The sequence below is a fragment of the Herbaspirillum sp. CF444 genome (genome assembly GCF_000282135.1).
GTDB lineage: Bacteria > Pseudomonadota > Gammaproteobacteria > Burkholderiales > Burkholderiaceae_D > Herbaspirillum.
The window spans coordinates 58202-74408 of sequence record NZ_AKJW01000077.1 but is presented as its reverse complement, the minus strand read 5'-3'; the positions used below and the strand labels follow the sequence as shown (position 1 = coordinate 74408).

General features: G+C 58.6%; 12 protein-coding genes. 7 read left to right on the top strand and 5 right to left on the bottom strand.

Features of this window, described 5'->3' with window-relative positions:
- Window positions 1-51: 51 nt before the first annotated feature.
- A complete protein-coding gene (locus tag PMI16_RS17535; protein WP_007882014.1) occupies window positions 52-1461 on the bottom strand; it encodes an aminotransferase-like domain-containing protein in 1410 nt (469 codons plus the stop codon).
- Window positions 1462-1621: 160 nt separating this feature from the next.
- On the opposite strand from PMI16_RS17535, the gene PMI16_RS17530 reads away from it, so the two are divergent.
- Window positions 1622-2908 carry a hydroxymethylglutaryl-CoA reductase, degradative gene (locus tag PMI16_RS17530; RefSeq protein WP_007882013.1) on the top strand — a complete coding sequence of 429 codons (1287 nt, stop codon included), beginning with the start codon at window positions 1622-1624 and terminating at the stop codon, window positions 2906-2908.
- A gap of 131 nt (window positions 2909-3039) precedes the next feature.
- Window positions 3040-4206 (top strand): ABC transporter substrate-binding protein, encoded by a 1167-nt coding sequence (locus tag PMI16_RS17525; RefSeq protein WP_085942284.1) that lies wholly within the window; start codon window positions 3040-3042, stop codon window positions 4204-4206.
- Window positions 4207-4391: 185 nt separating this feature from the next.
- Here the strand turns inward: PMI16_RS17525 and PMI16_RS17520 are convergent, their stop codons facing one another.
- Window positions 4392-5039, bottom strand: a complete 648-nt coding sequence (locus PMI16_RS17520; RefSeq protein WP_007882011.1) for a LysE family translocator — start codon at window positions 5037-5039, stop codon at window positions 4392-4394.
- Between the two features lie 21 nt (window positions 5040-5060).
- Window positions 5061-6668: an MASE4 domain-containing protein gene (locus tag PMI16_RS25055; RefSeq protein ID WP_157212680.1), complete on the bottom strand. Its 1608-nt coding sequence runs from the start codon at window positions 6666-6668 to the stop codon at window positions 5061-5063.
- Window positions 6669-7209: 541 nt separating this feature from the next.
- Here PMI16_RS25055 and PMI16_RS17510 point away from each other — a divergent pair.
- Entirely contained in the window at window positions 7210-8838 is a 1629-nt protein-coding gene (locus tag PMI16_RS17510; protein ID WP_007882007.1) for a methyl-accepting chemotaxis protein, read from the top strand.
- A 113-nt stretch (window positions 8839-8951) separates the two neighbouring features.
- On the opposite strand, the gene PMI16_RS17505 is transcribed toward PMI16_RS17510, so the two are convergent.
- Entirely contained in the window at window positions 8952-9434 is a 483-nt protein-coding gene (locus tag PMI16_RS17505) for a GNAT family N-acetyltransferase (protein ID WP_007882005.1), read from the bottom strand.
- Window positions 9435-9743: 309 nt separating this feature from the next.
- Here PMI16_RS17505 and PMI16_RS17500 point away from each other — a divergent pair, with 309 nt between their 5' ends.
- Window positions 9744-11867 (top strand): TonB-dependent siderophore receptor, encoded by a 2124-nt coding sequence (locus tag PMI16_RS17500; RefSeq protein WP_007882003.1) that lies wholly within the window; start codon window positions 9744-9746, stop codon window positions 11865-11867.
- 211 nt (window positions 11868-12078) lie between these two features.
- On the opposite strand, the gene PMI16_RS17495 is transcribed toward PMI16_RS17500, so the two are convergent.
- A complete protein-coding gene (locus PMI16_RS17495; protein WP_034381115.1) occupies window positions 12079-12699 on the bottom strand; it encodes a LysE/ArgO family amino acid transporter in 621 nt (206 codons plus the stop codon).
- A gap of 268 nt (window positions 12700-12967) precedes the next feature.
- On the opposite strand from PMI16_RS17495, the gene PMI16_RS17490 reads away from it, so the two are divergent.
- From PMI16_RS17490 to PMI16_RS17480, 3 genes are all read left to right on the top strand, one after another.
- A complete protein-coding gene (locus PMI16_RS17490) occupies window positions 12968-13738 on the top strand; it encodes a GntR family transcriptional regulator (protein WP_007881996.1) in 771 nt (256 codons plus the stop codon).
- Window positions 13739-13995: 257 nt separating this feature from the next.
- Window positions 13996-15273: an oxalate/formate MFS antiporter gene (gene oxlT / locus PMI16_RS17485; protein ID WP_007881994.1), complete on the top strand. Its 1278-nt coding sequence runs from the start codon at window positions 13996-13998 to the stop codon at window positions 15271-15273.
- Between the two features lie 206 nt (window positions 15274-15479).
- On the top strand, window positions 15480-16202 hold the full coding sequence (locus tag PMI16_RS17480; protein ID WP_007881992.1) for a hypothetical protein: 723 nt from the start codon (window positions 15480-15482) through the stop codon (window positions 16200-16202).
- Window positions 16203-16207 lie beyond the last annotated feature (5 nt).

The following is a 16207-nucleotide window of genomic DNA, read 5'->3' as shown; positions in this document are numbered from 1 at the left end:
CAGGAAAATGGGTTGCCTCGGAAAGGCCTCCATTCTAGTGCAAACCGGGCATCAAGGCTTGCTCCCCCTACCCTGCATGGCCGCCGCAAAACGCGGATCGCCGAGCAGGCCGACGTTGTAACGCGACCAGCGCGACGGCGCTTCGGTATCGATGTGGAAGATACTGCCCGGCGCGGTGACGATGTTCTGCCGCATCAGCGCCTGCGCCAACGCCTTGGAATCCGGATAGCCGGGCATCGCCGCCCAGACGTACATCGATTGCACCGGCGCACAGAACAGCTCCGCCCCCAGTTGATCGAGCAGACGGCGCGCGTTGTCGGTGGCCTGCGTCAGCCGGTCGCGCAGGCGCGCCGCATGACGACTGTAGTGGCCTTCGCTGAGGATGACGTCGAGCGTGCGTTCGCAATATTCGGAACTGCTTACGTGCACCAGCATCTTGATATCCGCCAGGTCGCTGGCCAGATCCTTGTGGCACGCGAGGAAACCGACGCGCAAGGCCGCCGACACCGACTTCGAAAAACTGCCGACATAGATCGTGCGCCGCAACTGATCGAGCGTGGCGATGCGCGGCGCGGCGTTGGGCTTGAAGTCGGCGAAGGCGTCGTTCTCGACGATGATGGCGTTGTAGCGGTCCGCCAGTTGCAGGATCTTGTGCGCCTTGTGCGGCGAGGTGTCGGAACCGGTCGGATTGTGCGCCAGCGTCTGGGTAAAGAACAGGCACGGCTTGCCGGTTTTCAACTCCCGTTCCAGCGCGTCCAGGTCCGGCCCGTCGGCCAGGCGCGGAATGCCGACAATGCGCGCCCCGCCGAGCTTGAGCTTGCCGAACAGCATGTAGTAACCCGGCTCGTCCACCAGCACGCGGTCGCCCGGTTTGACGAAATTGCGGATGACGATGTCGAGCGCCTGATTGGCGCCGTGGGTCAACACGATCTGGCTGGCCGAGGCTTCGATGCCGTGATTGGCGAGCCGGTGCACCAGATGCTGGCGCAGCGGTTGATAGCCGAAACGGCTGCCGTAGCCGAACAAGGCGCCGAGACCGGTGCGCACCACCTTCTGATGGAATTTGTCGAGCCGCACTTCGGTCAGCCAGTCCACCGGCGGAAAGCCGTCGCCCAGGCGCAGGTGTTCCGGATCGCTCTTCAACTGTTCGCGCATGAGCCAGACCACGTCCATGGCGCGGCTCAGCGACGACGCATCGTCGTCTTCCTTGATCGCCGGCGGCGCGGCGCAGACGAAGAATCCCGAACCCCGGCGCGGTTCGAGCACGCCCAGGCCGGTCAGATAGTCGAAGGCATTGACGATGGTGTTCTTGGCGCAATCGTGCGTTTTGGCCATGTCGCGGATCGACGGCAAACGGCTGCCGGGGGCATAGACGCCATCGCGGATCTGACGCTGGATCAGTTGGACCAGTTGCCGCGTGAGGGTGAGCGGAACGGCGGCTTCATTGGATTTGATCGGCATGGCGGCTCCGGATGGATGTTGCATCGCAGGACAAGTGTCCTGGGTACAGTTGCATAACTGTTGGTCAAAAGTGTACCAAACATATTGGGTACAGCCTGCTATTCTTGCCTGCATTCCATTCCGGCCGCGACCGGATATAACACCGAGACAAAGGCGCACCATGACCGTCGATTCCCGACTCCCGCAGTTCCGTTCCCTCACGCCGCAACAACGCCTGGCGCACATCGCCGAACGCGCCAATCTCAGCGCCGACGAAGCCGCCCTGCTCGGCAATCCCGAAGCATTGTCGCTGGACGTCGCCAACGGGATGATCGAGAACGTGGTCGGCACCTTCCAGTTGCCGATGGGCGTGGCCGGCTACTTCCAGTTGAACGGCAAGGACGTGCTGGTGCCGATGGCGGTCGAAGAACCGTCGGTGGTCGCCGCCGCCTCGTTCATGGCCAAGCTGATCCGCGACTGCGGCGGCTTCCACACCTCCAGCAGCGCGCCGCTGATGCGTGCGCAGGTGCAAGTCATCGGCGTGACCGATCCTTACGGCGCGCGACTGGCCATCCTCAAGGATCGCCAGGCCATCATCGATATCGCCAACAGCCGTGATCAATTGCTGATCAGTCTCGGCGGCGGCTGCAAGGACATCGAAGTCCATGTCTTCCCCGACACGCCGCGCGGCGCGATGGTGATCGTGCACCTGATCGTCGACGTGCGCGACGCCATGGGCGCCAACACCGTCAACACCATGGCCGAAGCGGTTGCCGGCCATATCGAGCAAATCACCGGCGGCAAGGTGCGCCTGCGCATCCTCTCCAATCTCGCCGACCTGCGCCTGGCGCGCGCCCACGTGCGCGTCTCGCCGGCAGCATTGACCACCGCCGACTACGACGGCGCCGACGTCATCAACCGCATCGTCGATGCATACACTTTTGCAGCAGTCGATCCTTACCGCGCCGCCACGCACAACAAGGGCATCATGAACGGCATCGATCCGGTCATCGTCGCCACCGGCAACGACTGGCGCGCGGTCGAAGCCGGCGCGCACGCCTATGCCGCCCGCAACGGCCACTACACGTCGCTGACCACCTGGGAAATCGGCAACGACGGCCATCTGGTCGGCACGCTGGAAATCCCGATGCCGGTCGGCCTGGTCGGCGGCGCCACCAAGACGCATCCGCTGGCGCGCCTGGCGCTCAAGATCATGGACGTGAAGTCGGCGCAAGAGCTGGCCGAAATCGCCGTCGCCGTCGGCCTCGCGCAAAACATGGCGGCCCTGCGCGCCCTCGCCACCGAAGGCATCCAGCGCGGTCACATGGCGCTGCACGCCCGCAATATTGCACTCGCCGCTGGTGCAGCGGCGAGCGAAATGGATTGGGTGGTGCAGCAAATGGTCGCCGCCAAAGACGTGCGCGTGGATTTCGCAGTTAAGCTGCTGGCACAGCGGCGCGGAAAATAAAAGACAACGGAAAAATCGCGGGACAGATCGCTTCGTCAGAAAGCATCGACAACAAGGAGACACACATGCAAGCGCAATTCACACTGAACACCCTCGCCCGCCTGATCGCCGGTTCGACCCTGGCCGGTTCCATGCTGGTCTGCGCCGCCGCCCAGGCACAGGTATCCGACGACGTCGTGCGCATCGGTTTCATCACCGACATGTCCGGCCCCTATGCGGACACCGACGGCCTCGGCGGCCTGGAAGCGATCCGCATGGCGGTCGCCGATGCCGGCGGCAAGGTACTCGGCAAACCGATCGAAATCTTGTCCGCCGATCACCTGAACAAAGCCGACATCGCCGCCACCAAGGCGCGCGAGTGGTCGGATCAACGCGGTCTCGACATGCTCATCGGCGGCGTCAACTCGGCTACCGCCCTGGCGATGAACAAAGTCATGGCGGAAAAGAAGCGCGTCTACATCAACATCGGCGCCGGCTCCGCGCGCCTGACCAATGAAGAATGCACGCCCTACACCGTGCACTACGAATACGACACCGTCGCGCTCGCCAAAGGCACCGGCTCGGCCATCATCAAGCAAGGCGGCAAGTCGTGGTTCTTCCTCGTCGCCGACTACGCTTTCGGCCATTCGCTCGCCAACGACACCTCGGCCGTGGTGAAGGCCAACGGCGGCACCGTCGTGGGCATGGTCAAGCATCCGCCGTCGGCCTCCGATTTGTCGTCCTTCATGCTGCAGGCCCAGGCATCGAAGGCGCAAATCCTCGGCCTGGCCAACGCCGGTGAAGACACCATCAACTCGATCAAGGCCGCCAAGGAATTCGGCGTCACCAAGACCATGAAGTTGGCCGGCCTGCTGATGGTGATCAACGACATCCACGCGCTCGGCCTGGCCAATGCGGAAGGCCTGCTCATGACCGACAGCTGGTACTGGGACAAGGACGAAGCCTCGCGCCAGTTCGCCAATCGCTTCTTCCTGAAAATGAAAAAGATGCCGAGCACGCATCAGGCTGCCGCCTATTCCGCCACCGCAACGTATCTGAAGGCGGTCGCCGCGATCAAGACCGACGACTCCACCAAAGTCATGGCGGAACTGAAGAAGATGAAGATCAACGACTTCTACAACAAAGGCTATATCCGCGCCGATGGCCGCAACATCCACGACATGTACCTCTACCAGGTCAAGTCGCCGGCCGAATCGAAGAAACCCTGGGATTATCTGAAGCTGGTGGAAACCATCCCCGGCGAGCAGGCCTTCACCACCGTTGCCGAATCGAAATGCAGCTTGCTGAGGCCGCAGTAGAAAGCGTCGCGCATAAATGTACGAATGGCACGCAACGGCATGCCGTCGCGGCGCGAGCAAATCCGGAGAATCTCCTGCAGTACCTGAAGTTGTCGTGGCGTGAACCGGTCGGCATTGACATGATGCTACCGGTTCTTTTTTTAGATGCAGTGATCCCTCAGGAAAACTGCCGGAGAAATTGCAGGTCAGTTGCCGCTGCGACGATAAAACGCCATCGTCCCCGCCAGCGCCAGCAAGATCGCGCCGCAAGAGCGATCCAACCACAGCACCGCGCGCCGGCGCAGCAAACTGACGGCACGCGCGCCGATGATGGCATAGCCCAGCATCACGCTGAAATCGAGACCCGCAAACACCAGGCTGATCGCGGCATATTGCGGCCATTGCGGCGCCGATGCGTCAATGAACTGCGGCAACAGCGCCGAGCAAAACAGATATCCCTTGGGATTGGTCACCGCGACCAAAAACGACTTCGCGAAAATCCGCGACGGCGCCACATCGCCCGGCTCGGCAACCGCACGCGACAGATCCAGCCCGCCGCTGGAACGCAACATGCGAATCCCCAGCCAGGCCAGATACATCGCGCCTATCCATTTCACCACCGAAAACCAGAACTCGGAAGCCGCCAGCACCGCCCCCAGACCCAGCGCGACGGAACCGACCAGAACGAAATCCGACGACACCGCTCCGAGCATTCCCGGCAGCGAGCGACGTACGCCGTAGCGCGCGCCATTGGCCAGCGCCAGCAGCACGGTCGGACCCGGCGTGGCGATCGTCGCCAGGGCAACCAGCGCGAAAAGGGCGAGGGTCGTGAAATTCAGCGTGTGTGCGAGCATCGAATCATCCGAAATCGTTAATCAGTTTCCAGCGGAGGAATACACCGGGGTCCCCATGCCGGCGGGCAGGTCGGGAGCCAACGTAAAGTAAAAGGTCGTACCGGCGCCTATCGTCGACTCAGCCCAGATCTTTCCGCCATGTTTGATGACAATGCGTTCCACGATGGCGAGGCCGACGCCCGTCCCCTCGAATTCCTGGCTGCTGTGAAGACGTTGGAAGACGCCAAACAGTTTGTGGGCATAGGCCATGTCGAAACCCACGCCGTTATCTTTCACGAAGTAGACAGGCGGCGTACTCGGTTTATACCCTATGGCGACAATCGAAACATCTCTTGTACGCGAATATTTCACCGCGTTTTCAATCAGATTCCACCACACCTGGCGAAGAATTTTTCCATCGACCAACGCAACAGGAAGAGGAACGATGTCGAACTGTATGGTACGCCCCTCATTGGCAAGCTTGAGGTCTTGAACAATTTCACCGATCAAAAAATCGAAATTCACGACTTCCGTCTGCAAAGGCTGCTGACCGATCTTCGAGAACGCCAGGAGATCCTCCACCAGGCAAGACATCTTGTTGCTGCTTTTCCTGATGAGAGAGACGAAACGTTGCCCTTCTTCATCGAGCACGTCGGCGTATTCTTCCTGCAAGATCTGGGCGAACTGGCCGACGACCCGCAAGGGACTCCGCAAATCGTGGGAAACCGAATAGCCGAATGACTCCAGGTCACGATTGAGGATTTCCAACTCGGCAGTTTTATGCCGCTGCTGCTCATGCATGCTGACTAATTTCGCGTATAGCTTGGTGTTCTCAATTAGCAGCATCCCCAGGACAAAGCTTGCCGCGAGCAGCCCGTAGAGGCGGCCGGCATAGAAACCGAGATCGAATCTCTTGAGATTGAATATCGTTGACAGTCCAACGTCAAATATCCACGCACAAACAACGACCAACAGCCATAAATCCAGCACCGAATAAGACCGTCCACGCCAGAGGAGCATGAGCGCAATGAAAGACACGCCCCATATGCCAAGCACAGTACCGATAAAGGTAGGTGTGTACTTCCCTGCCAGCAAAAGGACGGGAAAATAGTCGTGGCCTGCCGTCCCCAGATATGCCAAAGCGCAAACCACCATGAACACGCCGCCAAGGCTCAGCGCGATGAGACCCTTGGCTGCAAGAACGCTCCCCCGCTTTTTAAACAAGGCATAGGCAATGACAAAGAGAGGAAAGCCGCCGTGCCAAAACATATAGAACCATACGGTGGTCTGCGATCCTCCGCTCAGCAAGCCTGACGGCGAAAACAAACCTGGAAACGACAGCGCATGGGCTGCGGTCATCAGCGCAGTGAACGCATAACCCAGTGCCAGTATCAGAAGCGCCTTGGATCGCAAAATGACGAATTGCCCAAACAACAACAAGGACGTAATCGCATCATTAATGCAGAGCGCCGAAGCGTAGATGGGAATGAAGGCGTCTATTTTCGCCAAGGGCATCTTGGCAAACGGAAGGCAGGCCACGAAGAAAATGGCAGATATCGCAATGAGAACAATCGCCAGTTTTCGTTCGCTGGCGCTTGCCGGCATCGTGGGGAGAAATAAGGAAATATTTTCTGTTTGTCTTTGCGTCATATGCTTTGCGAATCTCGTCGATTGAAAGCTCAACACGTTGAATTTTAGAATTATTTTACGCTGATAGAGCAAGAGAATCGCATAATCGAAGCTCGTATACCTTTATAGATACATTTTTGGAACAACCTACCGCGCAGATAGCCTATCTGTCAGGAAAATATAAACATCGCTGCCGGGGCTAGTCGCGACACCGCCGGATACCAGGTTACCTGATCCATCCGCATCGATTCCTTGTTAAATCATTAATGCCGTGTATTTTTTCTGAAAACACGCCTCTGATGCCAACTAAAAAATGCTAGTCTCGTAACTGTAAATTACGTCAATAAGTTACAAAAATTCAATGTCGTTGCATGAGGAAATCCGCCGTGCAGGGGACGGCGCTCCAGCAATGTTGCAGTTACCGGTTCGATAAGTCATTCCGTTCGTCTGCAGGTATTTCAATATCGCATCAGGGTGGAGAAATCCGGGACGGATCGGGCCCGGCGCCTGCCAAGGGCGCCGGAATATAAACATTCGCATCACGTCACCGTCCGAGGGAAACATGAAACTCTCACAGTTGAAAATCTCCGCGCGCCTGGCAATCGGATTCACGCTGGTCTGCCTGTTGCTGATTATCGTCACGCTGCTAGGCATCATCCAGATGGCGCAACAGAAGCAACGCATGGATGAGATCACGAAGATCAACAACGTCGAAGCCAGCGAAGCCTCATCGATGTACCTTTCCATCACCGAGCGGGCGCTTGCCTTGCGCAACATGATCCTGCTTGGAAATAATCCGCAGGAAATCGAGGTCGAAATGAAGCGCGTCGACACGCAAGCGCAAAAATATGCCGCCGCCGAGAAAAAACTGGGGGCGATGCTCAGAGGCGAGAGTTCGACAAGCCAGGAAGAACAGCAGCTGTTCGACGCCATCAGCCAAACCTCCAAGGTTGCCAACGGGCATATCAGACAGGCGATGGAACTGATCATGGCCGGCAAGCGCGACGAGGCGTATTCGGTGCTGCGCAATGAATTCCGGCCGATCCAGCGGAAATGGTGGGAGCAGCTCAATAACTTCATCGTGCTGGAAAACAAACAGAATGAGGAAGCCTCGAACAATGCGGATGTCGCCTATGCCAATGCGCGTTCGATGATGCTGCTGTTTGGAGGACTTGCGCTGGTCGTCAGCATCATGGCGGCGTATCTGATCACGCGCAGCGTACTGAACCAGCTCGGCGGAGAACCTGCCTATGCGAATCAGATTGCGACCCGGATCGCGCACGGCGATCTGACCGTCAATATAGAAACCAAGCCGAGCGATCAGGACAGCCTGCTGTTCTCGATGAAGAGCATGCGCGACGCGCTGGCGCAAATCGTCGGCCAGGTGCGCGCCGGGACCGATACGATCGCGACGGCGTCCAGCCAGATTGCCAAAGGCAACCTGGACTTGTCGTCGCGGACGGAGCAGCAGGCAAGTTCGCTGGAGGAAACGGCTTCGTCGATGGAAGAACTGGCGTCAACGGTGAAACAGAATTCCGGCAGTGCAATCCAGGCGCACGAACTGGCGGTGTCGGCGTCCGACGTCGCGGCCAAGGCCGGCGAAGTCGTTCAGCAGGTCGTCAACACGATGGGGCTGATCAACGCTTCGTCGCACAAGATCGTGGAGATTATTTCGGTCATTGACGGCATTGCCTTCCAGACCAATATCCTTGCGCTGAATGCTGCAGTGGAAGCGGCGCGCGCCGGGGAGCAGGGGCGCGGTTTTGCCGTTGTCGCATCGGAAGTGCGCAACCTGGCGCAACGAAGCGCCACTGCGGCAAAGGAAATCAAGGTGCTGATCAGCGACTCCGTGAAGCAGGTCGATATCGGGCGTTCCCTGGTTGAGCAGGCCGGTACGACGATGGACGAGGTCGTCGGCAGCGTCAGGAAGGTCAATGGCATGGTGGCCGAAATTTCGCAATCCAGCCGTCAGCAAAGCGACGGCATCGAACAAATCAACGATGCCGTGGCGCAAATGGACGATGTCACCCAGCAAAATGCCGCGCTGGTCGAACAAGCCGCCGCCGCCGCGCAATCCTTGCAAGAACAGGCGGCGAAGTTGTCGGGCCTGGTCGGCATCTTCAAACTGGGGACGTTGCCGATGCTGAAGAACAGCATCGATATCACGCCGAGCCGTCTGGAGCTTGCCTGACGGAGCAGCGTTGCCCGCCCCCTCTTGCGGGCAACGCGCCATGCACGTCGCGGCTGCACCCAATCCTTGTTCGTGCGGATGTCTTTTCTATTGAGACGGAAGCAGTCCGGTACTCAGAGCAACTTCCGATAGACGACAAAGCCCGACTTCTCGGCGACCTTGTCGTACAAGGCCATCGCCGTTGCATTGGTTTCATGCGTTTGCCAGTACACCCTGCCGCTCCCCGCCGCCTGCGCCCGGAGATAAACTTCTTCGATCAATTTGCGCGCCACGCCCTGTCCTCTGGATGATTCCGCCGTGAAGAGATCCTGCAGATAGCAATTGGGCGCTATCTGCGTTGTGCTGCGATGAAACAGAAAATGGGCCAGGCCGATCAGTTGACCGTCCCGTTCGGCCACGAGCGCATGCACCGGTTCATAGGCATCGAAGAATCGCGACCACGTCATGTCGGTAATCCCGGCCGCCAGCGCCGTCTCGCCATGGCGACCATAGAAGGCGTTGTAGCCCTGCCATAAACCCTGCCAGGCCTCAAAGTCTTCTTGTTTTGCCGGGCGTATCCGGACTTCGCTGTTGGCGGAGGGTGCGGTATTGGTCATGTTGATTTTGGATTTTTTCTTCTGTCGATTGCAAGCGTTGAAGACCCGGCGAACCGTAACTTTAATAGGAAATTTCGTGAAGGAGTGAAGTTATCTGCGTGACGCCATGACGACAAAGCCAGCCGGATACATGCAAGGCATGCCGCCGGCCACACGAAAAGTTGCCAATCAATTATTTTTTCCCGGCGTTTTCCCTTCCATTATCAAAAAAACATATAAAAATCCGAATTAATTTGCGGCAATGCGGCATCAGCGGATATCATGAATAGAAATAATTCTCATTTCTAACAATATCCTCTCCGCACCACTATGCCCTCTCTCCGCACCCGCGCCGTTTTTGTGGGCCTGACAGCCCTGGCCCCAAGCATCCTGTTTGCCCAAACATCCTCGTCCACCCCGACCGACGCCACGGCGTCGAACACGGATGCGAGCCAGTTGCCCACGGTGAACGTGGTATCCGATAGCGATGCGGGAACCGGTTTCAACGCCGGTAAACCGCTGGTCAACAAATCTTCCGTGCCGCTTTCGCAGACACCGCAATCCATCTCGGTGGTGCCGCGCGCCGTACTCGACAGCCAGCAAGCGGTGACGCTATCCGATGCGCTGAAAAACGTGACGGGCGTGGTCTCCAATCAATACGGCCGGCGCGGCTGGGACGACCTGATCATCCGCGGCCAGGTAGCGTCCGATTCGTTGTATCTGGATGGTTTGCGTACGGCCGCCTCCAATCGCGTCGCCGAGCAATTGTTCGGACTGGAACAGGTGGAGGTGGTGAAAGGGCCTGCCTCCCTGCTGTACGGCCTGGTGCTGCCGGGCGGCCTGGTCAACATGGTCAGCAAGCGCCCGCAAGGCTACGACTTCGCCAACGCCGACGTCACGATCGGCAGCCACGATTTCCGCGAAGCCACGGTCGACCTCAACAAATCGCTCTCGGAAAACGGCAAGCAAGCCTTCCGCATCAATGGACTGATTTCCAACTCCAACGACGCCACCAATTACGTCTGGTTCAAGAACCGCTACATCGCACCTTCGCTCTCGCTGGATCTCGGCGCGCGCACCGACTTCACCATCCTGACGAGCTTCCAGGAACGCGGTTACATCCGCCAGCAAGGCTTGCCGCTGTCGGGATCGATCACCGGCAACATCAACGGCAGCCTTCCGCGCAGCCTGTTCATCGGCGAACCGACGGCAAAGCCGTACAACGCCATCGAAACACGTCTGGGTTATTCGCTGACGCACCGCTTCGACGACGGCTGGACGCTGCACAACAACCTGCGCTGGCAACAATTCACCATGAGCGGCCAACTGATCGCCGCCAACGTGCTCAACGCCAGCAGCCAGACGCTGACGCGCACGGCTACGGACCAGACGTACACCGGCCAGACCTTCACCATGGACACCAACCTGCAGCGCAGCTTCGACACGGCTGTCGGCAAACACGAGGTCACATTCGGCACCGACTACCTGAACACGCGCGAAGACGTGCGTTCGTTCACCTGCACCGTGGCCGCGCTGAACGTCTACAACCCGGTCTACGGCGCGCGCGTGGTCTGCCCGACCACGCCGACCACCAACACCTCCACCACGATCCGCGACCTGGGCATCTACTTGCGCGACCAGATTCGCTTCGGCGATCGCTGGCAACTCGTGGCCGGCCTGCGCCGCGACAACACGGCCACCTATTCGGACAACCTGCGCACCAGCACCCACACCAACAATCCGGCCGGCGCCAACACCGGTTCGGCGGCATTGATGTATGAGGTGGCGCGCGGCGTGCGTCCGTACGTCAGCTACGCCACCTCGTTCTATCCCAACAGCGGCACCGACGCGAGCGGCAACACCTTCAAACCGGAAACCGGCAAACAGGTGGAAGCCGGCGTCAAAGTGGAAATGGATGAAGGCCGCACCAACCTGAACATGGCGGTCTTCGACCTGCACCGCCGCAATGTGCTGGTCAGCGACACCGCCAACACGGGCTTTAGCGTCGCGGTCGGCGAACAACGTTCGCGCGGTTTCGAAATCGGTCTCACCTCGGATTTCAAAAACGGCCTGAGCCTGATCGCTGGCTATGCCTACACGGCAGCGACGGTCACCGACGACGGCGGCCAGAGCGTCACCACCGTCGGCCAATGGCTGGACAACGTGCCGCGCCACAGCTTCAACACCAGCGCGCGCTACCGCTTCAAGGGCGAGTTGAACGGCTGGGAGCTCAACGGCGGCGTGCGCGGACAAAGCATGCAGCGCACCAGCGGCTACCGCTTGCCCGGTTATGTCGTCGCCGACGCCGGCGTGGCCTACAACGCCGCACGCTGGCGCGCCGCGCTGAACGTGAAGAACCTCTTCAATACCGAATACTACGCCGGCGGCGTCGCGCGCGCGGTGGCGCTGGGAGACGACCGCACCATCATGCTGACCCTGGGATATCGATACTAAACCGCCCTGTTCATGACGCATCCCACATACGAACGCCCGATGAATTGCATCGGGCGTTCGTATTTTTCACGCCGGCTTGACGCAGAAATCGAGATCGGCGTCGGACTCCTTGTCGTCTTTGCTCTTTCAACCGTCGCTTCGCGCGTCGGCAGAGAGCGGTTTGGCGCTAAGGAGCATCGTTACGTCAGCTTTTGATTCATTTTTTCGAAGATCAAACTCCCCTATTCCACACCAGCGAATACGCAATGCCCCACATGATGACTGCGATCAGTCCGTCAAGAATGCGCCACGCCACCGGCCGTGCAAACAAGGGTTGCAACAGCCGCGCACCGTAGCCCAGCGAAAAGAAAAACAGCAGCGAGCTCACGCTGGCGCCAAACGCAAAAGCAATCTTCTGTCCGTCGTATTGCGTGGAGATCGAGCCGATCAGGAACAGCGTATCGAGATAAACGTGAGGATTGAACCAGGTCAGGGCCAGGCAGATCAGCAGCGTCTTTTTCAGCGACTGCGGAGTGGCGTCGCTTGCGGCCAGGGCCGCCGAAGATCTCAACGCCGACCACAAGCTTCTGGCGCCATAGGCGAACAAGAAGGCGGCGCCGATGTAACGCATGGCTTGCTCCAGCCACGGCAGCCAGACAATGACGACGTCGAAGCCGGCAATGCCGGCAAGGATCAGCATCGTATCGGAGATAAAGCAGGTCAGGCAGATCAGGAAGACATGCTCGCGCCGCAGTCCCTGGCGCAACACGAAGGCGTTCTGGGAACCGATGGCGAGGATCAGCGAAAGGCTGAGACTGAATCCGGCGGTGGAGGCTTTGAATGCGTCGATCATGTTGAAGAATGCCCGCGGCGACAAATCCGCTACCTTACACCGGATCGCCGTCATTGGCATCTGCGCGCTCGTCCCTGCCGCCGCCGTCGAAGTGAGGGATGTGCGAGAGACGTGCGAAAAAGGTACGAGATATGTGCAGCGAATCAGGAAGCCATGCGCTACCATTGCCGTTAATCGAACTCTGCAATCGACCGCGCGCCTCCGTCCGAAGCATCAGCCCGATGCATCAGCCACGCGACGCCGCGGAAGCTAAAGCCACCGCCACCGCATGACAACGAAACCATTGGTTCTACCCAACGACGATGCGAGCCGACGCCCCGCGCCGAGGCTCGCCGAAACCGTCTATGAAAAACTGCGCGACGACATCTTCGCCTTCCGTTTGCTGCCCGGCGACCGCTTTGCCGAGAACGACGTCGCCGAGCGACTGCAAGTCTCGCGCACGCCGGTGCGCGAAGCGTTGATGCGGCTGCAAAGCGAGGGACTGGTGCGCGGCTATTTCCGCAACGGATGGGAAGTGGTGCCGATCGACTTCTCCCGTTTTGCCGCCCTCTACGACCTGCGCGAAATGATCGAGCTGCACGCAGTGCGCCGCCTGTGCGATCCGGGCAGGCCGGCGTCCGCCCGCGAAACGCTGCTGGCCGAAGCCGGCGCCGTCTGGCGCGTGACGACCAGAAAGCGCTCGAAAGACGGACTCGCCGTCGCCGCGCTGGACGAACAATTCCATCTGGCACTGGTCGCCGCCGCCGGCAACCCGGAGACCGACGCCGTCTACCGGCAAGTCACCGAACACATCCGCATCATGCGGCGCCTGGACTTTGCCTACGGCGACTGCATCGCCGACACCTACGACGAACACGTCGCCATCCTCGATGCCATCGCCGCCGGCGACGCCGCGCAAGCCGGCGCACTGGTCGAACGCCACATCAAGGACAGCCACGCCGTCGTCGAACAAATCACCATCGACCGGCTGGAACATGTCCGCACCGAGATGGCCCAGCATCCCTCCCCGGCACCCGCGCGGCGCAAACGCTTCGGCTGAAGCACGCATTTAGTGCAAGCTGCCGGGCGCTGAAAACCGCGCCCAGCCTGCACTTCCTCTGATTCACCTCCCGATTTCCTCGCGCCCCTGCTGGTGTTCTCCGGCATTTCTCCGGCATGCATGGCGTTCTTCCATCGCGCTCATGCAATGCATGTCCAATGGCATGAATCCTGCATTCGTTCGTCGCGAATTTATGCATACATAAATTGACACCCCATCGGCAACGCGCTCCATCCCTCTTTCTTCAGGAGAAACGCATGACCACTCTGACCGACACATCCGCCCCCGCCAGCACGCAGGGCCTGCTCCAGAACCGCTGGTTCCAGCTGCTGATCAGCCTGATCTGCATGATGGCGATCTCCAGTCCGCAATACGTGTGGACGCTGTTCACCAAACCGCTCGCCGCCAAACTCGGCGTGCCGCTGTCCGAACTGCAGATCACCTTTTCCATGCTGATCGTGCTGCAAACCTTCTTCTCGCCGTTCCAGGGCGGCCTGATCGAACGTTTCGGCGCGCGTCGCCTGATTTCCATCGGCACGGTCATGTCGGGCCTGAGCTGGGTGCTGGCGTCGCAAGCCTCCAGCATCGGCATGCTCTACCTGAGCTACGGCCTGGTCGGCGGACTCGGCACCGGCATCGTGTATGTCGGCGTGGTCGGCCAGATGGTGCGCTGGTTCCCTGACCGCCGCGGCTTTGCGGTCGGCATGGTCGCCGCCGGTTACGGCATGGGCGCTATCCTGACCACCTTCCCGATCTCGTCCGCACTCGCCGGCCAGGGCCTGGAAAGCACGCTATGGCAGTTCGGCCTGATCTTCGCCGTGATCGGCGTGATCGCCTCGCAAGCGCTGCGTTCGCCCGACCCGATGACGGCGCTGCCGGCAACGCGCGTCGCGCAATCCACCGGCAACGACCTGACGCCGCGCCAGATGCTGCGCACGCCGCTGTTCTGGCTGATGTTCTGCATGATGACCATGATGTCCACCTCGGGCCTGATGGTGACCTCGCAAATGGCCAGCTTCGCGCGCGACTTCGGCGTCGCCAACGTGATGGTGTTCGGCCTCGCCGCCCTGCCGCTGGCGCTGACCATCGACCGCCTGACCAATGGCTTGACGCGTCCCTTCTTCGGCTGGGTATCGGATCATTTCGGTCGTGAGAACACCATGTTCTTCGCCTTCGCCCTCGAAGGCATCGCCATGGCGCTGTGGCTCATGACGCGCGAGAACGCGGTGCTGTTCGTGCTGTTGTCGGGCGTGGTGTTCTTCGGCTGGGGCGAGATCTTTTCACTGTTCCCGTCGACGCTGACCGACACCTTCGGCACGCGCAACGCGACGGCCAACTACGGCTGGCTGTATATCTCGCAAGGTATCGGATCGATCCTCGGCGGACCGCTGGCGGCGCTGATGCACGAGAAGACCGGTAGCTGGCATCCGGTGTTTGGCACGGCGATTACGCTGGATATTCTGGCTGCGGTGTTGGCGTTGGTGGTGTTGAAGCCTTGGCGGAAGCGGTATTTGAAACAAACATCCTCACTATGAGTTGGTAAATTCATCAATTCACATTAGAGATCGCATTACTTTATCCAGCAACGCGATCTCACACGCATACATGAAACCAATCACGGTTTAGTAACGTCCCCAAGGCAAATGATATTGTCTATTTCAGGTCGTCAGAAAATCATCTTTTTATTGCTCAATACCTATAGAATCTCAAAAAATATTCTATAAACAGGCAAACATCAAAGATGAGCAATTTTGATAATCCAGCAGAACGACTGTTGCTAATTTTAAGAAAAGGTAAAACGTTTTCATCTGCCAATCCGTGCTTAGCAGGTTGGAAAATGGTACTTATGACAAACGATCTTTCGACCATGCTCGCTCGTTTAGGGAATGTCATGAAACTTCCATACCAAGTTGTTGAGATGGCGACACAAACAATCCCAACAGAGAGTGAGAGTTGGGATTATTGGTTTCCTAAAATCAACGAAGGCTTCAGTACACAAAACCTAAGTGGTCAGTGGCAAACGTTTATAGGCCATATTGACGATCACACGTTGCGATACTTAAGTATGACTTCACGCTTATTGAATTCGTCTTCTAGCCAGAAAGTGATTGAAGAGGTGGAACTAAAGGAAATCAAAGCAAAGCTAGTAGCCATTTTAGAATCGTTGATAGAGCAAACTAATATTCCGACGTCAGTACTGTCGTTTGTTCACCGTACGCTTCATAGTTTGATTGAAAGCATTGATCAATATTTCATAACGGGGGCCTTGCCTATTTCCGATATGACAGACAGTGCGCTTGGACATGCGCTATTAAATCCAGAATATAGAGATTTTTTAAAAGAAAATTCTCTAGGAAAAGCATATATAGAAACCGTAATAGTCCTTGCCAAAGAAATCGTGAAAGCGACCAATAAAGATACTCAAATCGAAATGGGCCCTATTGATAGGCTAATTGGTTTCTAAACGGT

Bases quoted from the DNA above. Each gene is read 5' to 3' on its own strand.
- PMI16_RS17500 (WP_007882003.1), top strand. From the start codon at position 9,744: ATGCCCTCTCTCCGCACCCGCGCCGTTTTTGTGGGCCTGACAGCCCTG.
- PMI16_RS17495 (WP_034381115.1), bottom strand. From the start codon at position 12,699: ATGATCGACGCATTCAAAGCCTCCACCGCCGGATTCAGTCTCAGCCTT.
- PMI16_RS17490 (WP_007881996.1), top strand. From the start codon at position 12,968: ATGACAACGAAACCATTGGTTCTACCCAACGACGATGCGAGCCGACGC.
- oxlT (WP_007881994.1), top strand. From the start codon at position 13,996: ATGACCACTCTGACCGACACATCCGCCCCCGCCAGCACGCAGGGCCTG.
- PMI16_RS17480 (WP_007881992.1), top strand. From the start codon at position 15,480: ATGAGCAATTTTGATAATCCAGCAGAACGACTGTTGCTAATTTTAAGA.
- PMI16_RS17525 (WP_085942284.1), top strand. From the start codon at position 3,040: ATGCTGGTCTGCGCCGCCGCCCAGGCACAGGTATCCGACGACGTCGTG.
- PMI16_RS17530 (WP_007882013.1), top strand. From the start codon at position 1,622: ATGACCGTCGATTCCCGACTCCCGCAGTTCCGTTCCCTCACGCCGCAA.
- PMI16_RS17510 (WP_007882007.1), top strand. From the start codon at position 7,210: ATGAAACTCTCACAGTTGAAAATCTCCGCGCGCCTGGCAATCGGATTC.
- PMI16_RS17535 (WP_007882014.1), bottom strand. From the start codon at position 1,461: ATGCCGATCAAATCCAATGAAGCCGCCGTTCCGCTCACCCTCACGCGG.
- PMI16_RS25055 (WP_157212680.1), bottom strand. From the start codon at position 6,668: ATGACGCAAAGACAAACAGAAAATATTTCCTTATTTCTCCCCACGATG.
- PMI16_RS17520 (WP_007882011.1), bottom strand. From the start codon at position 5,039: ATGCTCGCACACACGCTGAATTTCACGACCCTCGCCCTTTTCGCGCTG.
- PMI16_RS17505 (WP_007882005.1), bottom strand. From the start codon at position 9,434: ATGACCAATACCGCACCCTCCGCCAACAGCGAAGTCCGGATACGCCCG.